Raw genomic sequence first — 24,750 nt, forward strand, 5'->3', positions numbered from 1 at the left:
CTATGAAACGTCAACCTGCGGAATTTGAACTGTCCATCAGCCGCTTGATCGATGCGCCGCGCAGCCGGGTGTTCCGCGCCTGGACCGAGCCGGCCCTGCTGCAACAATGGTGGGGCCCCCATGGTATGACCACGCCCGAGTGCGAAATGAACCTGTGGGTCGGTGGGTTGTTTCGCACCTTGATGCGCGCGCCGGATGGCACTGAGTACCCGACTCAGGGCGTGTTCCTGGAGATCGACGCGCCTAATCGCGTGGTGTTTACCGATGCGTTCCTGCCGGGCTGGGTACCCTCGGGCAAGCCGTTCATGAGCGCCGAAGTCACCTTCGAAGATGTCGGCGGCAAGACCCTCTACACCGCCCGCGCCATGCACTGGAGTGCTGAGGACAAGCAGGCCCACGAAGCCATGGGCTTTCACGACGGTTGGGGCCAGAGCCTGGACCGCCTGGTGACCCTGGTGACCCAGGGCATGGTCGATTGACGCCGCAGATCGAGGTCATCTACCGCAGCGAATCACGCCGCGTCCTCGCGACGCTGATTCGTGTGCTGGGTGATTTCGACCTGGCCGAGGAGGCGTTGCACGAGGCGTTTTTCGTCGCCGTGCAGCGCTGGCCCCAGGACGGTATTCCGGCTAACCCACGCGCCTGGCTGGTGTCGACCGGCCGCTTCAAAGCCATCGACCGCCTGCGTCGCCAGGCGCGGTTTACCCCGTTGCTGCATGAGCAGGCCGACACACTGGAAGCGGCGCAGTGGAGTGATGAAGACGTGGAAGACGACCGCCTGCGCCTGATCTTTACCTGCTGCCACCCGGCGCTGGCGCCCGACGCCCAGGCGGCGCTGACCCTGCGTGAGATCTGCGACCTGAGCACCGAGGCCATCGCCCACGCCTTCCTCGCCACGCCCACCACCATCGCTCAGCGCATCGTGCGTGTCAAGGGCAAGATCCGTGAAGCGAAGATCCCCTATCAAGTGCCTTCCCGGGCCGAACTCCCCGAGCGCCTGGACAGCGTACTGCGCGTGATTTACCTGGTGTTCAATGAGGGCTACTCGGCCTCCACGGGCGCCGATCTCACCCGCGAAGACTTGACCCTTGAGGCCATTCGCCTGGGCCGCTTGTTGATGGAATTGCTGCCAGAGCCGGAAGTCATGGGCTTGCTGGCGTTGATGCTGCTGCACGAATCCCGTCGACCGGCACGCACCTCGGCCAGCGGCGAACTGGTGCTGCTGGATGCCCAGGATCGTGGGCTATGGGATACGTCCCTGATAGCTGAAGGCTGTGCGTTGGTGGAGCAGGCGCTGACTACGCGGCGTTTCGGCCCCTATTGCCTGCAAGCGGCGATTGCAGCCGTGCACGCTGAGGCGCCGAGCGCAGAGGCGACTGATTGGCGGCAGATTGTCGGGCTTTACGATGTGTTGCTCAGGGCCATGCCGTCGCCGGTGATCGAGCTGAACCGTGCGGTAGCGGTGGCGATGGCGCAGGGGCCGGCGTCGGGGTTGGCGTTGGTGGACAGCATTTTGCAACGCGGTGAGTTGCAGGATTACCACTTGGCGCATTCGGCGCGCGGGGAGTTTTGCCGGCAGTTGGGGCACGTTGATGAGGCACGGGGAGCTTATGAAAAAGCCCTGTCCCTGACCCAGCAAACCCCGGAAAAACGTTTTCTCGAACGACGCCTGAGCGAACTCAAATCCCCCAGACAATGAAGCTCAAAATGTGGGAGGGGGCTTGCTCCCGATGGCGGTGTGTCAGGTAAAGATTAGCTGACTGACACTCAGCCATCGGGAGCAAGCCCCCTCCCACATTTTGACCTCATTGTTCTTACTGGCTCACTCGAGCATCTGCCCCAACAGCCAACTCCCCGCCGGCCCTGGCGGTTGTTGCCGCGACCACAAGGCATCCACCGTCACCGAGCGCGGCCAGCCACGCACCGTCAACTCCTGCAGGCTGCCGTTGCCAAAACGCTCCGCCAGCCAGCGTGGCAGCGGCGCCCAACCGAAACCCAACTGCGCCATTTCCATCAGCATCAGGTAGCTGGCTGCCGACCAGACCCGCCCAGCTGCACGGTTGTCGTAGGGCTTGACGATGCTCGCCAGGCGCAACTCACGATGGTGTTTCAAGGCCTGCTGGTCGACCTTTTCCAGCTTGGCCAAGGCATGTTGCGGCGACACGAACAAGGCGGTTTCCGTGCGCTCCTGGACTGGCGAATGGTTCAGGTCCGGCGGGTACACGTCCTGCTGTTCGATCAATGCAATTTGCGCCCGGCCGCTTTGCAAGAGGTCGATCAGGTCATCGGATTCGGCAATCAGCCATTCCAGTTCCAGGTCCGGGTAGCGTTCGGCGAACGCCGTGATTGCAGTTTCGAAACGCTGCGACTGATAGGTGTCCGACATGGCGATTGTCAGCTTTGGCTCCAACCCCTGAGACAACTGGCTCGCCGTCAATTCAAGACGGCTGCTGGCCTCCAGCACCTGTTCGGCGCGTTGCAGCAACACATAGCCCGCCGGGGTCAAAGTAGGTTTGCGGCTGCTGCGGTCAAACAGCACCACGTCCAAGTCAATCTCAAGGCTGGCCACCGCCGCGCTGACGGTGGACTGGCTCTTGCCCAGCTTGCGTGCCGCGGCGGAAAACGAGCCTTGGGTGGCAGCCTGGACAAATGCCTGGAGCACTTCATGGGAGGCCATGACTATCGCCTTTATCGATGGTTATTGGTTATGAAGTATCGATAAAAGTCGTGATCATGGCAACCATCGTCACTCACGGAGCCGGGTCATGACCCCTACCAAATCCATTACTGAACGTTTTCTCCAAGCCCTCGGTTTCGAAGGGCTGGCCTTGTTGATCTGTACGCCGCTGCTGGTGTGGATTACCGGCAGGCCGGCGCTGGAGATGGGCGTAGTGACCTTGGGCATCAGCCTGCTGGCACTGAGTTGGAACGTTATTTTCAACAGCCTGTTCGACCGTCTCAAAATACGCCTGCAACTGGCCAACGGTGGTTGGACCCGTGTGCTGCACGCGCTGCTGTTCGAAGGCGGCCTGATTCTGCTGGCGGTGCCGTTGATTGCGGCCTTGATGAAGATCAGCCTGTTGGAGGCCTTCATCCTCGATATTGGCGTGCTGTTGTTCTTCCTGCCGTACACCTATGTGTACCACTGGGGTTATGACGTATTGCGCGAAAAAATCGCCAACAAAACCCCCGTCACCCTGTAGGCGTGCATCGCTTACAAGAACATCCCACCCGACGCCTCGATCCGCTGGCCGGTGATCCAATGGCTGCCATCGGCCAGCAAGATCGAAATCGCGCCGCCAATGTCGTCCGGCAAACCAGCAAAGCCCACCTCATCGGCGCGCCGGGACTACAAGAAGCGCTTGAAGGCCATGGCCGGGCTCTTTAATCACCGTGCTGTGTCAGAACAATTGGGTGAACAGCCAGTAGAGGCTGCCCGAGAGCACAATCGCTGCCGGCAAGGTCAACACCCACGCCATCAGCAAATTGCGGATGGTCTTCATCTGCAAGCCACCGCCATTGGCCACCATGGTCCCGGCCACACCCGAGGACAATACGTGGGTGGTCGACACCGGCAGGCCAAACATGTCCGCCGCGCCGATGGTCAGCATCGCTACTGTCTCGGCCGAGGCGCCTTGGGCGTAGGTCAGGTGGGTCTTGCCGATCTTCTCGCCCACTGTCACCACGATGCGCTTCCAGCCGACCATGGTGCCCAGGCCCAAGGCGATGGCTACGGCGATCTTCACCCAAAGCGGGATAAAGCGCGTGGCGTTGTCGATCTGTTGCTTGAACAGTTGCAGCTTGTCTTGGGTGTCGGCGTCGAAGTTGCCGACCTTGTCCTTGTCCATCAAGCGAATGGTTTCGCTGGTCAGGTACATGTCGTTACGCACGTTGCCGACGGCCTCGGCTGGCACGGCCGCGAGAGAGCCATAGCTTTTCACTTCTTCGCCGATATGGCCGGTGATGGCCGCGAGGGCAGGCACCAGCTCGGGCGTGGCTTCCTTGGTGCGTACGTAGGTGGACAAGAGTGCCCGTGAATCACTCGGTGCAGGCTGCGGTGCAGACTTTACCAACGCGGCCTGGGTGACTTGCGCCACCGCCGCAAACTGCAGCGACTGGTCAGCGGGCATGGTGCGGTTCAGCGCGTAGGCCATCGGCAAAGTGCCCACCAGAATCAGCATGATCAGGCCCATGCCTTTTTGCCCGTCGTTGGAGCCGTGGGCGAACGACACACCGGTGCAGGTGACGATCAGCATGCCGCGGATCCACCAGGGCGGCGGCGTGTCGCCTTTCGGCGCTTTGTACAGCGCGCGGTTTTTGACGAAGGCGCGCAGGGCCAGCAACAGCAAGGCGGCAAACGCAAAGCCGATCAGCGGCGACAGCAGCAGGGCGTACCCGATCTTGATCGCTTGGCTCCAATCCACACCGCTGGTGCCGTCACGTCCATGCATCAAGGCATTGGCCACGCCGACGCCGATGATCGAGCCGATCAGGGTGTGGGATGACGACGCCGGCAGCCCCAGCCACCAGGTGCCGAGATTCCACAGGATCGCGGCGATCAGCAAGGCGAAGATCATGGCGAAACCCGCCGATGAACCCACCTGCAAAATCAGCTCCACCGACAGCAGGGCAATGATGCCGAACGCCACCGCGCCACTGGAAAGCAACACCCCGAGAAAGTTGAAAAAGCCCGACCACACCACCGCAAAATGTGGCGGCAGCGAGTTGGTGTAGATCACCGTCGCGACCGCGTTGGCGGTGTCGTGGAAGCCGTTGACGAACTCGAAGCCCAAGGCGATCAACAACGCTACGCCCAGCAACAGGAATGGCGTCCAGGTGGTGAGCTGGGCGCCCATTTCGTGCATGTCGTGCATCAGGCTGTAGGCGGTGAACAACAGGCCCATGGCGAGTACGGCGAAGAACATGATCACCGTCAACAGGCCGGGTTTTGTGTCTAGCCGGGGTTTGGGGCCCGCGGATGAAGCGTGAGTGGAGGCAGTCAGGGAAGGGGTGGCCATGCCGGAGCATCCAGTGTGAGGAGGATGGCCTTGATGATCATTGCAGAATGTTACAGAGATGCTGCGACAGGTCAGTGTTTGAGACGTTAAGCGTACCGCTGGTCTCCGAAACACTGAAGAACCAATGTGGGAGGGGGCTTGCTCCCGATAGCGGTGGATCAGTCAGAATATTCTTGACTGACCTACCGCCATCGGGAAGCAAGCCTCCTCCCACATTTTGAGTGCGTTTCAAAGTTAGTAGTCTTTGCGTTTTCGGAAGGCCCACCGCCCGGCAATCAAGGTAAAGGTCGCGACCAGCGCCACCAATATCCAGAAGCCTTCCGGGTCTTGGGACAGCGGCACCCCACCCACGTTCATGCCAAAAAAGCCGGCAATGATGTTGATCGGTAACGCCAGCACCGTCACCACCGTAAGGGTGAACAACGTGCGGTTGCTTTGTTCATTGAGGTTGGCGGCGATCTCTTCCTGCAATAGCTTGATGCGTTCGCCCAGGGTCGTCAGGTCGTTGATGATCAGGGCAAATTCCTCGGTGGATTTGCGCAGTTCTTTCACGTCTTCCTTTTGCAGCCATTGCGGCGGGCGATTGAGCAGGCGCAGCAGTGAGCCCGGCTCCAGCGCCAGCAGGCGTTGCAGGCGCACCAGCACACGGCGTGCGGCGCCCAGTTCGGCGCGGTTGGTGGACAGGCGTGAAGACAGCAACTGGTCTTCGATATGGTCGACGCTGAGACTGGTCTTGCGCACGATCTGCGTCAGCACTTCGCCCTGGTCACGCAGCAGGTGTACCAGCAACTCCAGGGGCGAGCGAAAGTGTTCACCGGCCTTCACCGACGAGCGCAGTTTGTCCACCGAGTGCAACGGTTGCAGGCGCGCACTCACCAGCAAACGGCTGCGGGCGCACACCCACAGCGTGGAAATATCCGACGAAACCATGCTGCTGAAATTGAACACCACGTCGTTGACTACCGCCAGCAAGGCCGAATCGACATGTTCAATCCGCGTGGAGCGCGAGCCTTCATGCAGCGCTTCGAAAAACTCGTCCGGCAGCGACAGGTGCGCCTGCATCCAACGCTCGCACGCGGCGTGGGCCAGGTTCAGGTGCAGCCACAGGAATTCCTCCGGGTCTTGCGGTTGTTGCAAGGCGGCGAGGGCAGTGGCGGAATCAATCTGCTGACCTTTTTCGCCCGGGCGAAAACGAAAACCGTAAAGCAGGCCAAACAGGTCTGGATCCTGATGGGCGTGGTCGATGCTGTGGTTCATGGCGGCTCGCAGTGAAAGGACCTGTAGGACGTTTCACAGGTCGTACGGCGAATCATTGCAAGGCGGGATGACGGTCAGGTGACGGTTTGATGATGGCCATAAAAAAACGCGCCACCGGGGCAGGTGGCGCGTTTTTTTGGAAGTTCGACTCAAGTATCGAGCTTGTCTTCCAGCACGGCGCCGGTCTTGGCGTCGAGCTTGACTTCAAACTTCTTGCCGGCGGTGTCGGTCAGTTCAACTTCGTAAACCAGTACGCCGCTGTTGTTGTGGTCCAGCTCTGTGTCGTTGATCGTCGCACCGGCGTGTTTGGCCAAGGCGGCTGCGTTAAGTTTTTCGAAAGGCATCACGGCGCCGGACTTGAGCAGGCCATCGATCTGATCCGGACGAACATCCGCCTGGGCCAGGCCAGCGGTCAGGGTCAGGGCAGCGGCGGCGAACAGGGCAGTCAGGGTTTTCATAGTGTTTCCTTCTCGGGGTGATCTGTTTAAGTGGCCTCAGGTTATCCCGCGCAACTTAACTCACCCTTAATTATTTCAATCAGTTGCGCAGTTTGTTCAATCCGCGATAGGTGCGGGATTTCATGCTGAGGGCTCACCAAAAAAGGAGACTCGGATGAAACGGTTAGTCAGTTGGCTCTATGCACCTGCATTCCTGCTGGGGTTTATCGGATGGGGGCTCTACCAGCCCCGAGGGTTGCTGGTGATATTCGCGGCAGCGGTGGCGGTGTCGTTTCTAACGGAACAATGGCTGCCCTACGAGCCGCAGTGGAATCGCAGCCTGGGCGATCGTCGGCGCGACACTTTGCATGCGTTGGTCAATGAAAGCCTGAATGCCCTGGGCTTGTTGGTCCTGCCGGGGCTCACGGCGTTGCTGGCGGTCGAGGGCATCTGGCCGCGAGGCTGGCCGCTGTGGGAGCAGTTGTTGATGGCCGTCTTCCTGGCGGATGCCGGTATCACCTTGATGCATTACGCCAGCCACCGCTTCGCGCCTCTGTGGCGTTTGCATGCAGTGCATCACAGCGTGCAGCGGCTGTATGGTTTCAATGGGTTGATGAAGCATCCGTTGCACCAGATGCTGGAAGCGACGGCGGGCCTGCTGCCGTTGATCCTGCTGGGGATCCCGCTGGAAGTTGCGCAGTTGCTGGCCCTGGCCATCGCCATTCAATTGCTGTTGCAACACTCCAATGTGGACATGCGCCTGGGGCCGCTGCGTTGGGTATTCGCCTGGGCGCCGGTGCATCGGTTCCACCATATGAAATATGGACGCGCCGGGGATGTGAATTTCGGCTTGTTCTTCAACCTGTGGGATTGGCTGCTGGGCACGGCGTTTTATCGCGATGGCTACCGTATGGGGCCAGGTGACTTAGGGATTGGCAGTCGCCCGGATTTCCCCGTGGAATATGCAGCACAACTGCGTGATCCGTTCATGCCGGTTCGTACGACCAAGGAGCCGGCTTTACCAGGCGATCTACGCTAGGAACTGCACCTGCAGTTGGCGCAAGGACGCGCCCGCTGTCACGCCGAATAATTGCTTCATGGTCCGCGAAAAGTGTGCCGAATCGGCAAAGCCCGCGCCGTGGGCCGCCTCGGTCAACGTACTGCCGGCAAGGGCCAGTTGCAGGGCGATGCGCAACCGCCGCCACAGCACCAGCCGGCGCACGGGGAGACCGAGTTGATCGGTGAACAGGCGTTCCAGTTGGCTCAATGACAGATGCGCCGCCGCGGCCAACGCCTGCGCCGATACTTTGCCGCCCAAGTGTCGGTCGAGGGTGGCCAGTGCGCGTTCGATTCGTGGGTCGTCAAGGCGTCGTCGGGGTAGCGTGTGCAGGGCCTGTGGGGATAGCTCGCCGTCTACCAGCAGTTGTTGCAACGGTTCGGTATCAAAGACCATCGGCTCGGCGTACAGCACCCACACCTCACCCTCGGTCTCAAGGATGGCGTGGCTGTGACGCGAAGGAATAAACAGGCGATGGGCCGTGGTGACATGGCCATCAAGGCTGACCGTGATCGGCGCGCCGGGGGAGAACATCAATTGGTGCGCGTAGTGCGCATGGGGCGCGGTGCGCCCCAGCTCGCCGAGGATCAGCCCGTAGTCACGCCCCAACCACAGGCGGCCCGACCATTCGGGCTTCACTCAGTACTTATGGTCGCTGAGCAGATCCTGCACGCTGGACGACGGCCAGCGCTTGTAGAACTTCAGCAGTTCGGCGGCGCGATTGGTGAAGATACCGTCGACGCCAGCCTTCATCACTTTCTCGAAGTCCACCGGCTCATCAACGGTGTATACGTGCACCAGCATGCCCTTGTCGTGGGTCAGCTTGTTCATTTCAGGTTTCACCAGGTCTGAATAGCTCTGGTCACCATGGTCGGTCAGCTCAGCCGACGGGCCGGTGCCGATGGCGCCCAGGCTCTTGGCTTGGTCGACCCATTTTTCGAACTCGGCCGCGTCTTTCGGCTCTTGCTTGGCGTAGTAGGCGGCCTTGGTCGGCTCGCCGGACTCAGCGAAGGTCACTTTGGACTTCGGTTCGATGCTGCCTTCGCCAACCCACAACAACAGGATCTTCGGCGTGTTCGGCATTTCATTCTGCAGCTCTTTGAGGCTGGCAACCTCGAAGGTTTGCAGTACCACGCGGCCCTTGCCTTGGCCGACGCCGGTGTTGCTCTTGCCCAACTTGGAACCGGCGGAGCTTAACCAGCCCTTGTCCAGCAGCTTGTTTTTCAGGTCGGCCTCGATACCCGGGAATTGCTTGGGCTCCTTGGTCTCGATGTACAGGCCGGGTTTGTGCTGTGGGTTGCCTTCGGCGATCTTGATGATGTCGTCCAGGCTCTGGATTTTCAGGCCGACGAAGCCTGGACGCGCACGGTCCGGGTAGGCGGCGTTGAACCAGCTGCCGGCGTCGAGGCTTTGCAGTTCTTTCCAGGTGAACTCGTTGGCCGGGGCGTCCTTGCGCTCGGGGAACTTGGTGGCCACGTCGGTGGTGCGCTGCAGGTTGTTGTCGTGCAGGGCGAACAGCACGCCGTCCTTGCTGCGTTGCAGGTCCAGTTCCAGGTAGTCGGCGCCCAGGTCGCGTGCGACCTTGTAAGCGGCGGCGGTGGACTCCGGGGCGTCGTAGGAGGCGCCACGGTGAGCGATCACGGCAGGGTAGGGGATGCCTTCGCTTGTCGCCAATTCAGCCGGGCTGATCGGATCGGCAGCCTGTGCGGGGCCAACACCGAGCATCAGCGCCAGCAGCAGGGCACTCCCTATAGTGGCGGGCACCGGGCCGTTGGTAAACGTGACAGGCATATGCGAAGTCCTTTCGTGGAGGTAGCTTTGAGAAGGCCTCCTTTTTAACAATTGATTGCGAAAGGCGCTATCACCAAACCGACATTAACGTGCGTACGGGCCAATTTTGTCGGTTTTTTTGTGGTGCATTGCAGTATTCTTGCTCGTAGCTGCCCCGTTAGAGGGCAGTATTTTTTGCCACGCGTGTAAACCATCTTTCCAGTCCCAGTGGGACTTTTCAGTGAGGTTTACCATGCGCATCACTTCCGAGCTTATCTGCCAGGCCGCCGACCAACTCCATGGTTTTGTCGGCCTCAATCGCAAGACCGGCCAGTACATCGTGCGTTTCAGCGAAGATGCCTTCGGCATGGACGTCGCCGATGACGGCATCATTCCCACCGCCGAATTTGTCTGGCTACCCGCCGCCGATCACACCATGACCCTGTGCCGTGAACGCCTACAGTTGTTGCTCGACCAGAATATCGACGACCGCATCAACATCACCGAGCCGTTGCGGGTGTATATGCGCCGGGTGGAGATCCCGCAGATCAGTGCGTTGCGTAGTTTGGTGAGCTAAGCCCACTTCTGTTATGTGAAGATCAACCTGTGGGAGCGGGCAGTGTTTCAATGTGGGAATGCGTAGGCCTGCTCCACCTTGCACACCCGTGTATGAAACGCCGTGTACCAGGTGGAGCGCCCTTGCTCACGCACCTGCCGATGCTCGGCCTGCTGTTTCCAGGCCAGGATCGCCGCCTCGCTGGTCCAGTAGGACACCGTGATCCCCAAACCATCTTCCCGCGCCGACTCCACGCCAAGAAACCCCGGTTGTTCCCCAGCCAGTTCCAGCATGCGGGAGGCGGCCTCACCATAGCCTTGGTCGCCATCGGTACGCAGTGAGCTGAAAATCACCGCGTAATAAGGCGGGGCTGGTGTCTTGGCGATCATGCCGAAGCCTCCAGGCAAGCCTTGAGCAGGGCCAGCGCCAATGGCGGAGTGACGCCCTTCAGCGCGGCGCGTTCGGGCTGGAAAAGGGTGGCGACGAAGAACGGGTGGTCGAGCAATTCCAACGCACGCAGGTCGCCCGCCAAATCATTCCCGCTGGGAATCAGGTTGCCTTCCAGCAGTGCGTCGGCGAACTCAGGGTTGATGCCATAACGGCAGTGATAGCCTTCGTGAATATCCAGACGGCCGTAGGCTTGGGCCATGCGCGTGTAAGGGGCCAGGCGCACGGTGCCGCTCGCGTTTACCAGGGAGCAACTCAGTGGCGCGATGACGACGCGTTCGGCGTCCGGAGCCAGTTCGCCGTGCTCTGCGTCGGACCAGCCGAGCACATTGCGAGCATATTCCAAAACGGCATGTTGAAAACCACCACAAGTGCCGAGGAAAGGGCGGCCTTGCTCGCGGGCAAAACGGATCGCTCGCAGTGCGCCGTCGGTGTCGCGATAGGGGCTGGCCGGCACGCACCAGAAGCCGTCAAAACCGTGCAGGGCAGAGGTGGAAGTGAGTGTGTCGGTGTCGAGCCATTGCACATGGACACTCAGGTCCAGGGCGGTGGCGGCCTGCTGCAGTGCCACTGGAATAGCCTGGTGGGCGATCACGTCAGGGTTGTAGTCACCAATCAGGGCGAGGTGCAGAGCAGTGGTTGTCATCGTGTACGTCCCATAGCTTGTGGTGTGCTGATACGCACTATAGATTGGCGTTCGCGCAATCAATATTGGCGTTTACCCATATGCTCAATGCAGCGACGCACTATCAAATCGATTACCCCGACCTGTCATTGATCCTTGCACTGGTGCGCGGCGGCACCCTGGCGCGGGCGGCTGCTTTGCTGCGGGTGGACGTGTCCACGGTGTTCCGTGCGGTGCGGCGATTGGAAGCGGCCCTGGGCCAGACCTTGTTTGAAAAAAGCCGCGCCGGGTATTTGCCCACCAGCCTGGCGAGTAACCTGGCACAACAGGCTGAGCGCGCCGAACTTGCCCTGGAGGCTGCGCGTGTGGGTGTGGAGCAGGGCGGTGAAGTGATCAGCGGCACCGTACGCCTGACCTGCACGGACTCGGTGCTCCAGGGCCTGCTGCTGCCGGCTCTGGCGCAGTTCATGCCTGCCTATCCAGCGTTGACCCTGGAACTGAGCACGTCCAATGACTTCGCCAATCTCAGCCGTCGTGATGCGGATATCGCCCTGCGCCTGACCAGCAAGCCACCAGAGCATCTTGTCGGACGTTGCCTGGGGACGGTGGCGTATCAGGTATGTGCCAGTGCCGACTATGCCCGCCGACACGCAGGTCATGAGCTGGCCGAACTGGCTTGGATCGCACCGGACGATTTTTTACCCGACCACCCCACCGTAGCCTGGCGCCGTGAGCATTTGCCGGGCGTGCGTCCCAGTTATCGCTGCAACAGCATGCAGTCGGTGGCTGAACTGGTGCGCGCGGGGCTGGGTGTGGCGGCGTTGCCGGATTTTTTAATGGGCGATGGCTTGCAACCACTGGGCGCCGCATTGGCAGGGCACGACACCGCGTTGTGGTTGTTGACGCGGCCTGATTGCCGGGCGTTGCGTTCGGTGGTGACTCTGTTTGATGAGCTGGGGCGGCATGTGCAGATGAAGTCTTAAGTTTTACGCACAAACTGCTCATGCATTTCGCACGTCAGGGTCTCGATACGCTCGGTCAGTTGCTTGGTCATTTCTGTCAGCCGGGTGTTCTGCTCCAGCAGTTCCATCAACTGTCTGGTGGTCTGGGCCGCCTGGGCCTGGCGTTCGGTGTTGGCCGTAGCGAGGGCTTCGCGGTGCTGCGCGTCCGCGTCGGACTGGGCTTTGTCCCGGGCGGCCTGGCGCGTCTGGGCCAGCAGGATCAGCGGCGCGGCGTAGGCCGATTGCAGGCTGAAGGCCAGGTTGAGGAGGATGAAGGGGTAGACGTCGAAGTGGGTGACGCCGGTCATGTTCAGCACGACCCACAACACCACGATCGCAGTTTGTGCGCCGAGGAAGGTGGGCGTGCCAAAGAAGCGTGCAAAGGCTTCAGCCTTGAGGGCAAAGGTGTCGTTGCCGAAGGTCGGCGCCAAGTGGGCGTGACTGCGGTGGAAGCGCAGGTGGTCGACGGGAGCGGCTTCTGGCTTGTCGGGGGTCATGGCGGGCTCGAATCCTTAGCGTAAAGATAGCCAACACTATAGACCGAGCCCCCAGCCAGACACATGAAGAACAGGTCAGCGATTGCCTCGCTCATTGGCAAATGCGCTCACCGCCTGGACCGCTTCGCCGGTGCCTTCGCGAATCTGCAGAATCACCGTGCCGGCCTGGTTGGCCAGCTCGACGCCTTGGGCGGCGCGGTCGCGGGTGGCGTCCATGCTGTCGATGGCTTGGCGGGTTTCATCCTGGATCATGGCGATCATGCCGGATATTTCCGCGGTGGAGCCGCTGGTACGTGCTGCCAACTGCCGCACTTCATCGGCAACCACGGCAAAGCCACGGCCTTGCTCGCCGGCGCGTGCGGCCTCGATGGCGGCGTTGAGCGCCAGCAGGTTGGTCTGGTCGGCGATACCGCGAATGGTATTGACGATGGCGGTGATCTGTTGCGAGCGCTCGCCGAGTTTGGCGATCAGTTGCGAAGAGGTGTCGATATCCACGGCAATTTCGCGCATGCCGTTGGCGGTTTTCTGAATCACCTCGGCGCCTTTTTCGGCCATCTCTTGGGTGCTCAAGGACAGGTGATAAGCCTGTGCTGCGCTCTGGGCGTCGGCGGCATGTTGTTGTACCCGGGCGGTGACGTCAGAGGCGAACTTGACCACTTTACACAGGCGCCCGCTGGCGTCGTACACCGGGTTGTAGTTGGCTTCGAGCCACACGACCTGGCCGTGTTTATCCACCCGCTCGAACTGGCCATTGAACAGCTCGCCCTGGTTCAAGCGGTTCCAGAACTCGCTGTAGGCGGCACTGCTGGCCAACTCAGGTTTGCAAAACAGGCGGTGATGCTTGCCTTGGATCTGCGCCAGGCTGTAGCCCATGCGCTGCAGGAAATTCGCGTTGGCAGTGATGATGGTGCCATCGAGGTTGAACTCGATCATCGCCATGGCGCGGTCGATGGCTTCCAGCTTGGCGTTGGCTTCACTTTCGGCCTGCAGGCGTGGGGTGACGTCCATCGCGTACTTCACCACTTTGATCACGCGCCCGACTTCATCCCTTACCGGGTTATAGCTGGCTTCCAGCCACACCGATTCGCCGTTGGCGCCCACCCGCTCAAAGGTGCCTGACTGGAATTGGCCGTTGCGCAAGTGCGTCCACAGTTGGTTGTACTCGGCGCTGCGGGCGAACGCCGGGGTGCAGAACATCCGGTGGGACTGGCCCAAGACCTGTTCGGCACGGTAGCCCATGGTCTTGAAGAAGTTGTCATTGGCCCGCAGTACGTTGCCTTGCAGGTCGAACTCGATGACGGCCATGGAGCGCTCGATAGCGTCCAGCAGGCTGGCCTGTTGGGCAATGTTGTGTTGCAGGGTATTGATGGTTTTCTTGTGGGCGTTAAATAGCATGTTAGAGGGCTCGGGCATGCAAGCATATGCGGTATCCATGTAGTTGCGCCTGACCCCGTAGGGCCCCTGGCCTTACGGTTGACTTGCTCATTGCCAGCTTCCTGGTGCTGACAGAGGGGGTGGAACAACGGTTTCAGAGTGATCAGCCGCCCCAGAAGTTCGCCCTGTGGGCAGGACCTTATTGGGTAGGCGACCAGTGGCGGCATTATGCTATTGCGGCGGGCTGGCGGAGGAAGATTCGGACGAGGTGTTATCAGACAACTCAGGCTGAACTGGCGGCCACGCAATCGCTGATCTTGACTCGGTTGCGACCGGTGTCTTTGGCGGCGTACAGCGCGCGATCCGCGGCGTTGAGCCACATGACCGCATCTTCGAATGAGGGATGGAAGTCCGCCAGGCCGATGCTCAGGCTTACGCGCAGCTCGGGAATCTGCGGATGTCGATAGTTGCTGAATGTTTCGCGTAACTGCTCCATGACGTGTGCAGCTTCTTTCAGCGGCATTCGCGGAAGAATCACACAGAACTCGTCGCCTCCGTAGCGGCCGGCCAAATCGTCTTCCCGCAAGTGCTGGCGCAGCACTTGGCTCAACTGGCGCAGTACCGCATCCCCGACGGTATGGCCGTGGATGTCATTGATGTGTTTGAAGTGGTCGATATCGATCAAGGCAATGGTCGCCTGGCCTTGTTGCTGCTGGCACTTGTGGAACTTGATGTTCAGCAGGTCTTTCCACGAACCATGGTTGAGCAGGCCGGTGAGGCTGTCGATGCGGCTCAGGGCGCTGAGGGCACGTTTGTGGTCCGATAGCTTGATAGCCAACTGATAGCAGACCATGCCGATGGCCATTGGGTAGAGCGTCAGCATGGGTAAGCAGGTGTAGACCTCTATGAGGCTGACGTTGGGATCGAACTTGATCCCGAACAGGGTCCAGGCCATTGCGATACCGACGGCTTGTGCCAGCAGCCCGCGCAGGAACAGGCGTTTGCCACCGGCGGCGACGTTGTTCATGGCCATCATCGACAGAATAGTGACGGCCGTCACCGGCGAGAACTGAGTGACCGCCGTCCAGAAACCGCCGGCCAGCGAGTCAAACAACAGGTTGCGTTGCTCAGCCTGGTAGGGAAACGGCGAGCGAGTCGAGAGTTGGTACGCCAGATGCGCCCAGACGAAGCCATTGAACAACAGCAACACCCAGACCCAAGCGGGCATCGATAAGGGATACAACGCGCCAATTACGCTGATGCTGCCGATACCCAGGCCGATAATCCTTGGCTTGTAGATACGCCTGGCAAATGAAAGCCCTTTGCCTCGTCTGTTTTCCATAGTGTCCTGGTTCAGCTGTTTTTTGCCGGTACGACGGCATGCGTCAACGGGCGGAACCGATGATCGGCAAATGGGTGTGATTGTCGATTATTCTCGTGGGAATAATCAGTGTCCTTCCAGGCCATTTGCGCAAAACAGCGGGTGAATGCGCCGAAAACGACTAGGAATGTCGCCCAGGCAACAACTCCTTATCGCGGGTGCGGTGTGCTGACTTCATAGCCGGCGAGGAACAGGTCGATGGCCGATTCGACGACACAGGCCTGTGCGGCAGCGTCGAGAGTGGGCTGGCCGAGGGTAATTTGTGGCCAGAATGCAAAGGCCTTGAGCAGGCTCTGGATCTGGTGGGCAGCGAAAGCCGGGTCGGTGCAATTGAGGCGGCCGTCTTCCTGGGCGGCGCGTACCCACTGGGTGAAGCCTTCTTCCCGGGCGCTGAGGCGGTTGACCATATCTTGCGCACGTTCTGGCGAATGGATGGTGGCAGCAATGGCCACACGCGCCAGGTCGAGAAAGTTGGCGTCCGACATCATCTTCATTTTTGCTTCCAGCAATTTGCGCAATTGGTCGCGCAGGGGGCGGTCGCTGGCGTAGTTCACGTCCAGTTGGGCAACGCTGCTGGCCCATAGCTGGTGAAGGATCTCGGCGAACAGCTCTTCCTTGCTAGGGAAGTGGTTGTACACCGTGCGCTTGGAAACACCGGCGGTGGCGGCGATTTTGTCCATGCTGGTGACCTCGAAACCGTTCTCGCGAAATTCGGTAATGGCCGCAGCCACGATGGCTTCGCGTTTACGCTCGGTGAGGCGCTTGGGGGCAGTCATGGATGGCATTCGACTCAAAAAGGAAATTACACTCAGTAGTTTACTTGCTCCGGTTTTTGTTGCAATCTAGAAACTACACTGTGCAGTGTAATTTTTTGAGCGAACCGTAGGAGTTACCCTGTAATGGCCACGATTTCAACTCGTCTCGACCCTGCGCCTGCAACGCTCAAGCCTGCCGGGCAGGGCCAGGGGCAATTCAGCAATGACGCCCCGGTGCAGCAGGGTGGCTTTGCCAAAACCTTGCGTATTTTCTGGAACATGCTGTTCAACAAACCACGCACGACACGGCCAGCTGGGCAGATTCCGGTACAACCACTGACCCGCGAGCAGTTGTTGGCCGCCCCTGACCACAGTGTGTTCCGCCTCGGGCATTCAACTGTATTGCTGAAAATGCGCGGTAAATTCTGGGTCACCGACCCAGTGTTTGCCGAGCGCGCCTCGCCATTCAGTTGGGCCGGCCCCAAGCGTTTCCACCAGCCACCCATCAGCCTTGAAGAGTTGCCCCCTCTGGAGGCGGTGATTCTTTCCCACAACCATTACGACCATCTCGACCACAAGGCTGTAGTCCAATTGGCCGACAAGACGCGCTACTTCCTGGCGCCCCTGGGCGTGGGCGACACGCTGATCAAGTGGGGGGTAGACGCCAGCAAAGTACGCCAGCTGGATTGGTGGCAGGGCACAGAGGTCGATGGCATCCGTTTTATCGCCACCCCGGCGCAGCACTTTTCCGGGCGCGGGCTGTTTGATAGCAACCAGACCCTGTGGTGCTCCTGGGTGATGATCGATGATGCGCGACGAATCTTTTTCAGTGGCGACACCGGTTATTTCGATGGTTTCAAACGCATCGGCGAGCAGTATGGGCCGTTTGACCTGACCCTGATGGAAACCGGAGCCTACAACGTCGACTGGCCCCATGTGCACATGCAGCCGGAACAAACGCTGCAGGCGCATATCGATCTCAAGGGGCGCTGGCTGCTGCCAATTCACAACGGCACGTTCGATCTGGCGTTCCACGCCTGGCACGAACCTTTCGACCGCATCATGGCCCTGGCCTGGGAGCACAACGTGTTGATCGCCACCCCGGCGATGGGGCAGGCGTTCCACTTGAATCAGCCCGAACGTGGGAATGCGTGGTGGTTGGAGGCGCAGTCTCAGTCTTTGGATGAGCACGCGGCGGGCTGAGACGAGAGCCGTTGGGAAAGAGGTTTCGGGAGGTTTCAGCCCTGCGACAACTGTCGGAGGGGAATGCGATGATCTCCGCAAATTTCATTTTCGGCGGGGATTCTATGGACAGCCACTGTAAAGAGTTTTCGAAGTTGGATTTACCTTGTCCCCTCGACCGGACGTCTCCCGCGCCTGTAAACACTGTCGACATTCCCGCTTCATCAAGCGCTTTACACACCGGTAACGTCGGTGCGGGCGGTATCGTGTTTGGGGCCGGGCAGCGTCAGGGTGCCACGCCCATACCCGGGTATAACGCCCTGGCCCCACATATAAAGCCTGTGCGAGACCCGGTCTTATCCCTTATTGCCATGAGTGGCATAGACCCCACGGAGCCCGTGATGGTGGAAGTCCCCCTGGTGTTGAACAACACCACGTTCACCGCTTCCCTGACGTTGGCGGGCTATCGTATCGGCTACGTCGACCGCTATGTGCAGGGTAATCATGTCGAATCCATCGAACACAGCGCAGCAGTGCGTGGAATGTTCGACCTCCTGCGCCAAGCCGGTGCGCAATGGGTGGCGGTAGATGCGCGGCGTGGGGACGAGAACCTTCAATTCAGCCTTCAAGGCTGCAATGGAATCGATGAACTGGTGACTCATCATCGCCTTGATGCGTTGGTCTCAGACGATCCAGATGCCGCGTTTCATCACGCGTGCAGGAGCAGATACCCCAACGCCTGTGAAACATTGGGGGACGGATCGAAAGTCTGGTTTTACGGCGCCCGCTGGGCGGCTGATCGCTTGACGACCCTATTGCGAACTTACCGCCAGCTACGCCCATAGGCTGTATTGATGCCTACATCAGGCTGGGAATGATAGGACGCAGCGGTAGGATTCGGCTGCATTAGGGGCGGGTTTTCGCCTCTTAGACTGCTGTCGGGCTATCGGCTGATAGCCCTTATATTCAGTCAAGTTAAGGGGCACTTTATGTTGGGACCCGTTTCCGCAGGTGGCTGGGCGACAGGCCTGTTCCAGGCGCTTTCAAATCCTCCGCAAGGCTTCAAGAGCGCATGTGAAATGTCAGGGGAGATGGCCAAGGGAGGCGTCACCTCGGAGTCGCTTGTAAAGGATTCCTTCAAGCAAATTGCCAATATTGACCAGGGGTTGCAGGGCGGCAACGCGTTTGTAGAAACCAACCCGGATGCCCTCAAGGAAGCGAAGGCGCGTGACCAGGAACGTGCCAAAGGCCAAGTGCGCGGGTACTTGCACGGCGTTCCGATAGCGTTGAAAGATGTGTTTGAAACCAACGACCGCATGCAAACAAGTGCAGGCTCAAAGGCGCTGACGGGGGGGCCTGCGACTAAAAATGCCAAGGTCGTGGACAACCTGTTGAAGGCCGGGGTGGTGGTCGTGGGTAAGACCAACATGAGTGAGTTATCTAACTTCCGCTCTGATTATCCTGTGGATGGGTGGAGTTCTCGAGGTGGCCAGACGCTGAACCCGCATCGGCTGGGAGGGCAGGTGGCGGGCTCGAGTTCAGGTTCTGCCGTGGCAGTTGCCCAGGGGCATGTGCCTCTAGCCTTGGGCGTTGAAACCAACGGGTCGGTCATTGCTCCAGCAGCTTATAACGGCGTTTTCGGGCTGAAAGCCACGATGGGGTTGCTCAGTACCGAGGGCGTTATGACCAGTTCACGCCAGGACTCGATTGGCACTTTCACGCGTAATGTCTGCGATGCGGCGGAAGCGCTCAACGCTATGACCGAGACCAAGGCCTACACCGTTGGGCTAAGCTCCGATGCTCTGAAAGGTAAGCGAATTGGCTACACGCCTTTGCCTGAATTGTCCGCGGAGGATGCCAAGGATCCGGCGAAACGAGCGGACTACAAGCACTATCAGGAAGCCCTTGAGGTACTGAAATCCCAAGGTGCGATTCTAGTACCGGTAGGGCGCTTGGACGAAGGCGTCCCTGAGGAAACCTACGTTGAATACAACGAAGCGTTATTTGCAGATGTTAAGCAAAAGCTGGAGGAATATCTGGCTGGACGGGAAGGTTTACCGGTCAAATCTATTTCGGAACTGATTGCTTTCAATAACCGTAATCAGCAATCCGGCGAGCCTGATCAGAACGTGCTGGAAATGATCAACAACCTGGAGACGACCGCGGAAAAACGCGATGAATTGTGGGCGGCCATTCTTCCCATATTTCAGAAAACCATCGATGACCCGATGAAGGAGCACAAGCTCGACACCATGGTGTCGAATTTCCTGTCACACAATTATTTTTTTAGTGCTGCAGCCGGGTATCCCGGAATATCGGTTCCGTCTGGCATGGATGATGAAGGCATGCCGACGGCACTCTATTTTTATGGCCCTGGCAACAGCGAAGCCACATTACTGTCAGTCGCCTACGGTTATGAACAAGCTTCGCCGGCAATCCAAAAACCCGCCTTTCTTCCAGGCACTCCGTTCACACCGGCACCTGAAATCGAGGATGAAGTAGCTGAGGCTCCTGCTACTGGTACCTGAGTTTGAATCAACCTCTGCTGGCAAATGCTCAGCAGAGGTTGCCTCAGGCCGACACTATCACCACGGGCTACACTGCCGGTCATGGGAGGAAAACCATGGACTGCCACAGAATCCATATTCTCGGTGCTGCGGGTGCCGGCACCACGACCTTGGGCAAGGCTCTGGCCGAACGCCTGGGCATTGCCTATTTCGACTCGGATTTCTATTACTGGCAGCAAACCCCGGAACCCTTCACCATCGCCCGGCCCCGGGATGAACGCATTCAACTGCTGCAGGAACACACTGCCGGCCATGAACGCTGGGTGTTATCTGGTTCCTTGTGCGGCTGGGGCGATGCGATGATCCCGCAGTTCAGCCACGTAGTGTTCCTGCGCCTGGACCCTGAAGTGCGTTTGCACCGCCTGCGCCTGCGGGAGGTGGAGCGCTATGGGGAGCAGATCCTGGAAGGTGGCAGCCGTCATCAAAACAGCGTCGCATTCCTCGCCTGGGCCGCGCGTTACGATGCTGGCAATCACAGCCTGCGTAGCCTACGTCGGCATGAAACCTGGTTGAAACCATTGAGTCGCCCGGTGATCCGGCTGGACTCTACGCACCATTCGGTTGAGGCGTTGGTGAGTCAATTGTTGCCGTTGTTGTACCCAACAACCGAGACATGAGCCCTTGCGTTGCGGGTTCGGCTGATGGCGTGTCAAACCGACGCACACTCATCCCCCACCCCGGCGCAAACCCCGGGAAAAACACCAGCCCTTCCGCCTCCAGGCGGAACGCCAGGACCAGGCGGGTTTCGTCGTCCACGTCGCCGTGGGCCTCGAATTGTTGAATCGCTTGCACCGCCACGCCTGCCTGGCGAGCCAGTTCTTCGCGGCTCCAGCCCAGCATGACGCGGGCCTGCGCGCTGTGTTTGGCGGTGAATTGATGCAGCACCATCTGCTGTTCTACGAAAGAGCTCATTGCCAGAGAGGACATGGGGATTCTCCAGGTTCGACGGGTGAGGCGTAACTATACTGTGTTTTTGTACAGTTGTTTATACCGCTCATCAACTGGGCCCTTTCGCTGGCATTACATCCCCCAATCACTCCACCCCCGGCGCCTCGCGAATAATCAGGTGATCCAGGTTCTCGATATTCGCGCTGAATACCCCGAAGGTTTGCTCGGGGTTTTTCTTGCTCGGCACCTGCTTGAGCGCTGGCGTCACCCCATAGAAGAAGCAATATAACGGTCTTTCGCTGCTGGCAGCGGCCTTGATTTGCTCCAGGAATGCCGTGCGCTTGCGGTAGTTCTCGATAAGCTTTTTGCTCAGGTAGACGTTGACCGAATAAGGCTTTTTGTCGAGCCACACCTTCTTTTCGAAATCGATGCGAAAGCTGCTGGTGTAGTCTTTGATTGCCTTGATCCTGCCCCAGTAAATCAGGCCCTTGTTGTCTTGCAGGTATTCGATCTTCTTGAAAAACGCCCAGTAGGTCGCCGTGTGCTCACCGATCTTCAAGGGCATGGCTTTTAGCTTGTCCTTGTCATCGATGTTCGATACATAGCACTCCACCGGGTGGGCGAACACGCTGGTTTTGTCCGGAGTGGAGTCGCTGTTGCTATGGGACGTCGTGGCTTGGTTTGAGGGTGCTTTCGGTGGCTCTTGTGGGAGGCCGCTTTCGGTGCCGACCATGGGGGTTTTACGTTCGTACTGACGCCGCGTCAGCACAAATTCCGATGGGAAATTTTCCTCGCGCTCGTCGTCACTTTCACCGTTCGCGGTCTTTTGGCTGCTGGCATAGCGGCAGCCATCGATGTGGCGGGTGCCGGGTTTGTTCTTGAAGTGCGGCGTACGCAGGTAGTTGACGTTCTTGGCGTTGAACGTACTCAACGCATTGGTGGCATCGAACGCCGCACGGCAGGCGTCGCTGGGGCAGAGGAAGCTGTCCTTGTCGGAATCGAAATCTGCGGTTTCGTCGAAATTCAGGTCTCGTACGTCGTAGATCGACACCTTGTCATCGAGACTCAGGCTGTAGGCCGTGTCGAATTTCATGGGGCTCGGGTCCGTGAGAGGTTTCGCTATTAATAGCGGGATCCTGCGTAAATATCAGCAAGAACCTGCTACGCGTCGCCCCTCAAGGCTAACCAGCCGCACAGAACCCCAGCGGGGCTGCGATGGGATCAGCTCGGTCTACCGCCGACCCCATACACCGCTATCAGCGCTGTACCCTGGCCCGCTTTTTCTTCTTCGCATGAAAATGCCGAAAGTGCGCATCCTGCGCCGCCGCCAACAACTCCCGATCCCCACGCGTATCGCCCCAAGCCCGCAGCCGATATTCGCCCAGGTCCCCATACACCGCCTCAAGCCGCAGCACCTTATTCTCACATCGGCAGTTATTCCCGGTGAGCTTACCGGTCAGCACTCCATCCACCACCTCAAGCTCAGTCCCAATCAACTTGATCCCCAGCCGATCGGCAAACGGCTGCAACACCAACGCCGGCGACGCCGAACACAGCGTCACCACCGCCCCCGAGCCCAACTCCTGCTCCACCGACAGCACCCCTGCCGGGCGCATCAACCGCGCCCAATTACGCTGGCAATACTCCTCGGCTTTCTGCTGCACCCACGTCTTCTGCACCCCGGTCATAAAGGTGCGAATCAGCTGCGCCTTCAAATCATCCCGGCTGATCTGCCGCACCAAAAAGCGCAGCCCCGGCACAGCCAGCTTGACCATCCGGCCATAAAACTCACCAGGGCCAAAGGCAAACTTGAGGAAGGGCACGAAACTGTCGTGGTGTGTCAGGGTGCCGTCGAAGTCAAAGACGGAAAGTACTTTGGCGTCTGCGGGGCCGGCTTCGAGCATGTCTGGGTTCACGGGTTGGCCTCGGTCCTATCTAGTATTTTTTGAGCGTGCATCAGGTGTGACCACTGGAGTTTACTCCCGTGCCAATCTTTCGACTTTGGCGTAAAGCGCCTCAGTGAAAGCATCCCGGTCACTCGACCGGTGACAACGCTGATGGCAATTGGGGCACAAGGCTACAGCATTGGTGGTGCGATCCGAACCCTTCTGGGCGAGGTGCCTGACGTGATGTACTTCAAAAGATGGCAATTTTTCCTGGCTACAAAAAAGCCCTGAACATGTCAGGGCTTCTTAACGGTGCTAGGCCTGGAAATCAATCCCAGCTCAACGCGCCGCCGGTCTGATACTCGATCACACGGGTCTCAAAGAAATTCTTCTCTTTCTTCAAGTCCATGATCTCACTCATCCACGGGAACGGATTCGTCGTGCCTGGATACTCTTCCTTCAAGCCAATCTGCGACAGACGACGGTTAGCAATGAACTTGAGGTAGTCCTCCATCATCGCCGCGTTCATACCCAACACGCCGCGCGGCATGGTGTCGCGAGCGTATTCAATTTCCAGCTGCGTCCCTTGCAGGATCATCTGGGTCGCTTCTTCCTTCATCTCGGCATCCCACAGGTGTGGGTTTTCGATTTTGATCTGGTTGATCACATCGATACCGAAGTTCAGGTGCATCGACTCATCGCGCAGGATGTACTGGAACTGCTCGGCCACGCCGGTCATTTTGTTGCGGCGGCCCATGGACAAAATCTGGGTGAAGCCGCAGTAGAAGAAGATGCCTTCCAGTACGCAGTAGTAGGCGACCAGGTTGCGCAGCAGCTCTTTGTCGGTCTCGACGGTGCCGGTTTCGAACTTCGGATCGGAGATCGAACGGGTGTACTTCAGGCCCCAGGCGGCTTTTTTAGCGACCGAAGGAATCTCGTGGTACATGTTGAAGATCTCGCCTTCATCCATGGCCAGGGATTCGATGCAGTACTGATAAGCGTGGGTGTGGATCGCTTCTTCGAACGCCTGGCGCAGGATGTACTGGCGGCATTCCGGGTTGGTGATCAGGCGGTACACGGCCAGGACCAGGTTGTTGGCAACCAGGGAGTCGGCGGTGGAGAAGAAGCCGAGGTTGCGCATGACGATGCGGCGTTCGTCGTCGGTCAGGCCTTCGGGGTTTTTCCACAGGGCGATGTCGGCGGTCATGTTGACCTCTTGCGGCATCCAGTGGTTGGCGCAGCCGTCGAGGTACTTCTGCCAGGCCCAGTCGTACTTGAAGGGCACGAGTTGGTTGAGGTCGGCGCGGCAGTTGATCATGCGTTTTTCATCAACGGCGACGCGGGCGGCGGAGCCTTCCAGCTCGGCGAGGCCTTCGGCGAGGTCGAGTTTGTCCAGGGCGGCCTTGGCGCGCACGATGGCGGCGGAGTCACTGGCAGTGACGGCGCGGGCTTCGATGGCGGCAGCGGCGCCGGCACCGTCGAGGCGGTCCATGTTGGCTTCGGTGGCGTGGCCGGCGTTAGCGCCTTTGGCGGCTACTTCGCCTTCTTCTTCTTTGTCGAATTCGTCCCAGCTCAGCATGACGTGTCGTCTCCTGCGTGAGGGCTCAAAGGTGCCCGTGTGAAACCGGATGGTTGGGTGTTCACACGGCCCCAGGGCCCGGTGGATCTTAAGGAATCGTTTGTTGCAGCTAGCGCACGCATTAAACGGAATAGGGCTACGGGTGCTCTGCGTGAGGCTTGAGGTGCGGAGCAGTAGGTGCTCGCTCCAGCGGAATGCCTCAGGTCTGGCTCTTCATCCCAGTGTAAAGGGATATTGCAGGCCCGATTTACCCGCGCATTATAAGGAAAAAATCGGCGTTGTGTTGCGGCGGATGGTCTCGGATAAGAGAGAAAAAGGCGGCTATTTGAGCGAGAGTGAGGGTTTGCGGGGGGTTGATGGGGTAGGAAATTTTTGACGGGCGGTGGGCTATTTATTGTGGGGGCGCCTGTATCGTATACACTTCTGACGCTGCCGACGATTTTCTCTGTGTGGCTCGCTGCGTTCCTCGTTCT

General features: G+C 59.3%; 27 protein-coding genes and 1 pseudogene. 10 read left to right on the plus strand and 18 right to left on the minus strand.

All coding sequences use genetic code 11. The features are described from left to right. The first annotated feature begins 2 nt into the window (after positions 1-2). A complete protein-coding gene (locus JFT66_RS13175; RefSeq protein WP_034115671.1) occupies positions 3-479 on the plus strand; it encodes an SRPBCC family protein in 477 nt (158 codons plus the stop codon). Beyond that, on the plus strand, positions 476-1,699 hold the full coding sequence (locus JFT66_RS13180; protein WP_198859375.1) for an RNA polymerase sigma factor: 1,224 nt from the start codon (positions 476-478) through the stop codon (positions 1,697-1,699). Before JFT66_RS13175 ends, JFT66_RS13180 begins: the two co-directional genes overlap by 4 nt. Before the next feature lie 123 nt (positions 1,700-1,822). Here JFT66_RS13180 and JFT66_RS13185 read toward each other — a convergent pair whose 3' ends face one another. Further along, positions 1,823-2,677 (minus strand): LysR family transcriptional regulator, encoded by an 855-nt coding sequence (locus JFT66_RS13185; RefSeq protein ID WP_153839033.1) that lies wholly within the window; start codon positions 2,675-2,677, stop codon positions 1,823-1,825. 88 nt (positions 2,678-2,765) lie between these two features. On the opposite strand from JFT66_RS13185, the gene JFT66_RS13190 reads away from it, so the two are divergent. Next, positions 2,766-3,203: a multidrug/biocide efflux PACE transporter gene (locus JFT66_RS13190; RefSeq protein WP_198859376.1), complete on the plus strand. Its 438-nt coding sequence runs from the start codon at positions 2,766-2,768 to the stop codon at positions 3,201-3,203. Positions 3,204-3,214: 11 nt separating this feature from the next. Here JFT66_RS13190 and JFT66_RS13195 read toward each other — a convergent pair. The 4 genes and pseudogenes from JFT66_RS13195 to JFT66_RS13210 all read right to left on the minus strand — a co-directional run. Further along, positions 3,215-3,331 (minus strand): annotated as a pseudogene (locus JFT66_RS13195) (short-chain dehydrogenase); the annotation flags it as partial. Positions 3,332-3,401: 70 nt separating this feature from the next. After that, positions 3,402-5,018, minus strand: coding sequence for an inorganic phosphate transporter (locus tag JFT66_RS13200; RefSeq protein WP_198859377.1), 1,617 nt, complete (start codon positions 5,016-5,018; stop codon positions 3,402-3,404). A gap of 234 nt (positions 5,019-5,252) precedes the next feature. Continuing rightward, positions 5,253-6,275, minus strand: coding sequence for a transporter (locus JFT66_RS13205; protein ID WP_198859378.1), 1,023 nt, complete (start codon positions 6,273-6,275; stop codon positions 5,253-5,255). A gap of 149 nt (positions 6,276-6,424) precedes the next feature. Continuing rightward, the gene (locus tag JFT66_RS13210) at positions 6,425-6,733 is read right to left on the minus strand and encodes a PepSY domain-containing protein (RefSeq protein ID WP_198859379.1); all 309 of its coding nucleotides are present in this window, start codon (positions 6,731-6,733) and stop codon (positions 6,425-6,427) included. Between the two features lie 154 nt (positions 6,734-6,887). Here JFT66_RS13210 and JFT66_RS13215 point away from each other — a divergent pair, with 154 nt between their 5' ends. Then, complete coding sequence (locus tag JFT66_RS13215) at positions 6,888-7,751, plus strand: sterol desaturase family protein (protein WP_198859380.1); 864 nt, start codon at positions 6,888-6,890, stop codon at positions 7,749-7,751. Here the strand turns inward: JFT66_RS13215 and JFT66_RS13220 are convergent. Both JFT66_RS13220 and JFT66_RS13225 read right to left on the minus strand, forming a co-directional pair. Continuing rightward, the gene (locus tag JFT66_RS13220; protein WP_162524929.1) at positions 7,743-8,408 is read right to left on the minus strand and encodes a helix-turn-helix domain-containing protein; all 666 of its coding nucleotides are present in this window, start codon (positions 8,406-8,408) and stop codon (positions 7,743-7,745) included. The genes JFT66_RS13215 and JFT66_RS13220 overlap by 9 nt on opposite strands. Continuing rightward, the gene (locus tag JFT66_RS13225) at positions 8,409-9,560 is read right to left on the minus strand and encodes a glycerophosphodiester phosphodiesterase (protein ID WP_153839028.1); all 1,152 of its coding nucleotides are present in this window, start codon (positions 9,558-9,560) and stop codon (positions 8,409-8,411) included. Between the two features lie 232 nt (positions 9,561-9,792). On the opposite strand from JFT66_RS13225, the gene JFT66_RS13230 reads away from it, so the two are divergent. Further along, positions 9,793-10,116: a DUF2025 family protein gene (locus JFT66_RS13230; RefSeq protein ID WP_034115661.1), complete on the plus strand. Its 324-nt coding sequence runs from the start codon at positions 9,793-9,795 to the stop codon at positions 10,114-10,116. 47 nt (positions 10,117-10,163) lie between these two features. Here JFT66_RS13230 and JFT66_RS13235 read toward each other — a convergent pair whose 3' ends face one another. Beyond that, positions 10,164-10,484, minus strand: coding sequence for an antibiotic biosynthesis monooxygenase family protein (locus tag JFT66_RS13235; RefSeq protein ID WP_198859381.1), 321 nt, complete (start codon positions 10,482-10,484; stop codon positions 10,164-10,166). Continuing rightward, entirely contained in the window at positions 10,481-11,188 is a 708-nt protein-coding gene (locus tag JFT66_RS13240; RefSeq protein ID WP_198859382.1) for a CTP synthase C-terminal region-related (seleno)protein, read from the minus strand. The genes JFT66_RS13235 and JFT66_RS13240 overlap by 4 nt, the downstream gene beginning before the upstream one ends. Before the next feature lie 80 nt (positions 11,189-11,268). On the opposite strand from JFT66_RS13240, the gene JFT66_RS13245 reads away from it, so the two are divergent. Continuing rightward, on the plus strand, positions 11,269-12,150 hold the full coding sequence (locus tag JFT66_RS13245; protein ID WP_198859383.1) for a LysR family transcriptional regulator: 882 nt from the start codon (positions 11,269-11,271) through the stop codon (positions 12,148-12,150). Here the strand turns inward: JFT66_RS13245 and JFT66_RS13250 are convergent. The 4 genes from JFT66_RS13250 to JFT66_RS13265 all read right to left on the minus strand — a co-directional run bounded on the left by JFT66_RS13250 (position 12,147) and on the right by JFT66_RS13265 (position 16,196). Then, positions 12,147-12,665, minus strand: a complete 519-nt coding sequence (locus tag JFT66_RS13250) for a DUF1003 domain-containing protein (RefSeq protein ID WP_153872523.1) — start codon at positions 12,663-12,665, stop codon at positions 12,147-12,149. The genes JFT66_RS13245 and JFT66_RS13250 overlap by 4 nt on opposite strands. A gap of 75 nt (positions 12,666-12,740) precedes the next feature. Next, a complete protein-coding gene (locus JFT66_RS13255) occupies positions 12,741-14,060 on the minus strand; it encodes a methyl-accepting chemotaxis protein (protein ID WP_198859384.1) in 1,320 nt (439 codons plus the stop codon). A 262-nt stretch (positions 14,061-14,322) separates the two neighbouring features. Continuing rightward, positions 14,323-15,381 carry a diguanylate cyclase gene (locus JFT66_RS13260; RefSeq protein WP_153839023.1) on the minus strand — a complete coding sequence of 353 codons (1,059 nt, stop codon included), beginning with the start codon at positions 15,379-15,381 and terminating at the stop codon, positions 14,323-14,325. A gap of 188 nt (positions 15,382-15,569) precedes the next feature. Further along, positions 15,570-16,196 carry a TetR/AcrR family transcriptional regulator gene (locus tag JFT66_RS13265; RefSeq protein WP_153872526.1) on the minus strand — a complete coding sequence of 209 codons (627 nt, stop codon included), beginning with the start codon at positions 16,194-16,196 and terminating at the stop codon, positions 15,570-15,572. A 123-nt stretch (positions 16,197-16,319) separates the two neighbouring features. On the opposite strand from JFT66_RS13265, the gene JFT66_RS13270 reads away from it, so the two are divergent. The 4 genes from JFT66_RS13270 to JFT66_RS13285 all read left to right on the plus strand — a co-directional run bounded on the left by JFT66_RS13270 (position 16,320) and on the right by JFT66_RS13285 (position 20,541). Further along, the gene (locus JFT66_RS13270) at positions 16,320-17,378 is read left to right on the plus strand and encodes an MBL fold metallo-hydrolase (protein ID WP_198859385.1); all 1,059 of its coding nucleotides are present in this window, start codon (positions 16,320-16,322) and stop codon (positions 17,376-17,378) included. 380 nt (positions 17,379-17,758) lie between these two features. Next, the gene (locus JFT66_RS13275) at positions 17,759-18,202 is read left to right on the plus strand and encodes a hypothetical protein (protein WP_233094258.1); all 444 of its coding nucleotides are present in this window, start codon (positions 17,759-17,761) and stop codon (positions 18,200-18,202) included. Between the two features lie 234 nt (positions 18,203-18,436). Continuing rightward, positions 18,437-19,885, plus strand: coding sequence for an amidase family protein (locus JFT66_RS13280; protein WP_198859392.1), 1,449 nt, complete (start codon positions 18,437-18,439; stop codon positions 19,883-19,885). A gap of 95 nt (positions 19,886-19,980) precedes the next feature. Further along, the gene (locus tag JFT66_RS13285; RefSeq protein WP_198859386.1) at positions 19,981-20,541 is read left to right on the plus strand and encodes an AAA family ATPase; all 561 of its coding nucleotides are present in this window, start codon (positions 19,981-19,983) and stop codon (positions 20,539-20,541) included. Here the strand turns inward: JFT66_RS13285 and JFT66_RS13290 are convergent. The 5 genes from JFT66_RS13290 to JFT66_RS13310 all read right to left on the minus strand — a co-directional run bounded on the left by JFT66_RS13290 (position 20,471) and on the right by JFT66_RS13310 (position 24,277). After that, a complete protein-coding gene (locus JFT66_RS13290; RefSeq protein ID WP_034115650.1) occupies positions 20,471-20,851 on the minus strand; it encodes a helix-turn-helix domain-containing protein in 381 nt (126 codons plus the stop codon). The two genes, JFT66_RS13285 and JFT66_RS13290, sit on opposite strands and share 71 nt — an antisense overlap. Positions 20,852-20,957: 106 nt before the next feature. After that, entirely contained in the window at positions 20,958-21,905 is a 948-nt protein-coding gene (locus JFT66_RS13295) for a hypothetical protein (RefSeq protein ID WP_153839018.1), read from the minus strand. Between the two features lie 163 nt (positions 21,906-22,068). Further along, positions 22,069-22,716 (minus strand): HAD-IB family hydrolase, encoded by a 648-nt coding sequence (locus JFT66_RS13300; RefSeq protein WP_198859387.1) that lies wholly within the window; start codon positions 22,714-22,716, stop codon positions 22,069-22,071. Between the two features lie 72 nt (positions 22,717-22,788). Then, entirely contained in the window at positions 22,789-22,998 is a 210-nt protein-coding gene (locus JFT66_RS13305; RefSeq protein ID WP_269836382.1) for an HNH endonuclease, read from the minus strand. A 28-nt stretch (positions 22,999-23,026) separates the two neighbouring features. Beyond that, positions 23,027-24,277, minus strand: coding sequence for a ribonucleotide-diphosphate reductase subunit beta (locus JFT66_RS13310; protein ID WP_198859388.1), 1,251 nt, complete (start codon positions 24,275-24,277; stop codon positions 23,027-23,029). Positions 24,278-24,750: the final 473 nt, after the last annotated feature.

The sequence above is a fragment of the Pseudomonas sp. MF6755 genome, assembly GCF_016405635.1.
Classification (GTDB): Bacteria; Pseudomonadota; Gammaproteobacteria; order Pseudomonadales; family Pseudomonadaceae; genus Aquipseudomonas; species Aquipseudomonas haemolytica.

Coding starts and splice junctions, on each gene's coding strand:
- JFT66_RS13295 (WP_153839018.1), bottom strand. CDS start 21,905: ATGAAATTCGACACGGCCTACAGCCTGAGTCTCGATGACAAGGTGTCG.
- JFT66_RS13240 (WP_198859382.1), bottom strand. CDS start 11,188: ATGACAACCACTGCTCTGCACCTCGCCCTGATTGGTGACTACAACCCT.
- JFT66_RS13280 (WP_198859392.1), top strand. CDS start 18,437: ATGTCAGGGGAGATGGCCAAGGGAGGCGTCACCTCGGAGTCGCTTGTA.
- JFT66_RS13290 (WP_034115650.1), bottom strand. CDS start 20,851: ATGTCCTCTCTGGCAATGAGCTCTTTCGTAGAACAGCAGATGGTGCTG.
- JFT66_RS13260 (WP_153839023.1), bottom strand. CDS start 15,381: ATGGAAAACAGACGAGGCAAAGGGCTTTCATTTGCCAGGCGTATCTAC.
- JFT66_RS13285 (WP_198859386.1), top strand. CDS start 19,981: ATGGACTGCCACAGAATCCATATTCTCGGTGCTGCGGGTGCCGGCACC.
- JFT66_RS13265 (WP_153872526.1), bottom strand. CDS start 16,196: ATGACTGCCCCCAAGCGCCTCACCGAGCGTAAACGCGAAGCCATCGTG.
- JFT66_RS13175 (WP_034115671.1), top strand. CDS start 3: ATGAAACGTCAACCTGCGGAATTTGAACTGTCCATCAGCCGCTTGATC.
- JFT66_RS13210 (WP_198859379.1), bottom strand. CDS start 6,733: ATGAAAACCCTGACTGCCCTGTTCGCCGCCGCTGCCCTGACCCTGACC.
- JFT66_RS13190 (WP_198859376.1), top strand. CDS start 2,766: ATGACCCCTACCAAATCCATTACTGAACGTTTTCTCCAAGCCCTCGGT.
- JFT66_RS13310 (WP_198859388.1), bottom strand. CDS start 24,277: ATGCTGAGCTGGGACGAATTCGACAAAGAAGAAGAAGGCGAAGTAGCC.
- JFT66_RS13275 (WP_233094258.1), top strand. CDS start 17,759: ATGGTGGAAGTCCCCCTGGTGTTGAACAACACCACGTTCACCGCTTCC.
- JFT66_RS13300 (WP_198859387.1), bottom strand. CDS start 22,716: ATGCTCGAAGCCGGCCCCGCAGACGCCAAAGTACTTTCCGTCTTTGAC.
- JFT66_RS13215 (WP_198859380.1), top strand. CDS start 6,888: ATGAAACGGTTAGTCAGTTGGCTCTATGCACCTGCATTCCTGCTGGGG.
- JFT66_RS13225 (WP_153839028.1), bottom strand. CDS start 9,560: ATGCCTGTCACGTTTACCAACGGCCCGGTGCCCGCCACTATAGGGAGT.
- JFT66_RS13200 (WP_198859377.1), bottom strand. CDS start 5,018: ATGGCCACCCCTTCCCTGACTGCCTCCACTCACGCTTCATCCGCGGGC.
- JFT66_RS13185 (WP_153839033.1), bottom strand. CDS start 2,677: ATGGCCTCCCATGAAGTGCTCCAGGCATTTGTCCAGGCTGCCACCCAA.
- JFT66_RS13270 (WP_198859385.1), top strand. CDS start 16,320: ATGGCCACGATTTCAACTCGTCTCGACCCTGCGCCTGCAACGCTCAAG.
- JFT66_RS13235 (WP_198859381.1), bottom strand. CDS start 10,484: ATGATCGCCAAGACACCAGCCCCGCCTTATTACGCGGTGATTTTCAGC.
- JFT66_RS13245 (WP_198859383.1), top strand. CDS start 11,269: ATGCTCAATGCAGCGACGCACTATCAAATCGATTACCCCGACCTGTCA.
- JFT66_RS13250 (WP_153872523.1), bottom strand. CDS start 12,665: ATGACCCCCGACAAGCCAGAAGCCGCTCCCGTCGACCACCTGCGCTTC.
- JFT66_RS13255 (WP_198859384.1), bottom strand. CDS start 14,060: ATGCTATTTAACGCCCACAAGAAAACCATCAATACCCTGCAACACAAC.
- JFT66_RS13205 (WP_198859378.1), bottom strand. CDS start 6,275: ATGAACCACAGCATCGACCACGCCCATCAGGATCCAGACCTGTTTGGC.
- JFT66_RS13230 (WP_034115661.1), top strand. CDS start 9,793: ATGCGCATCACTTCCGAGCTTATCTGCCAGGCCGCCGACCAACTCCAT.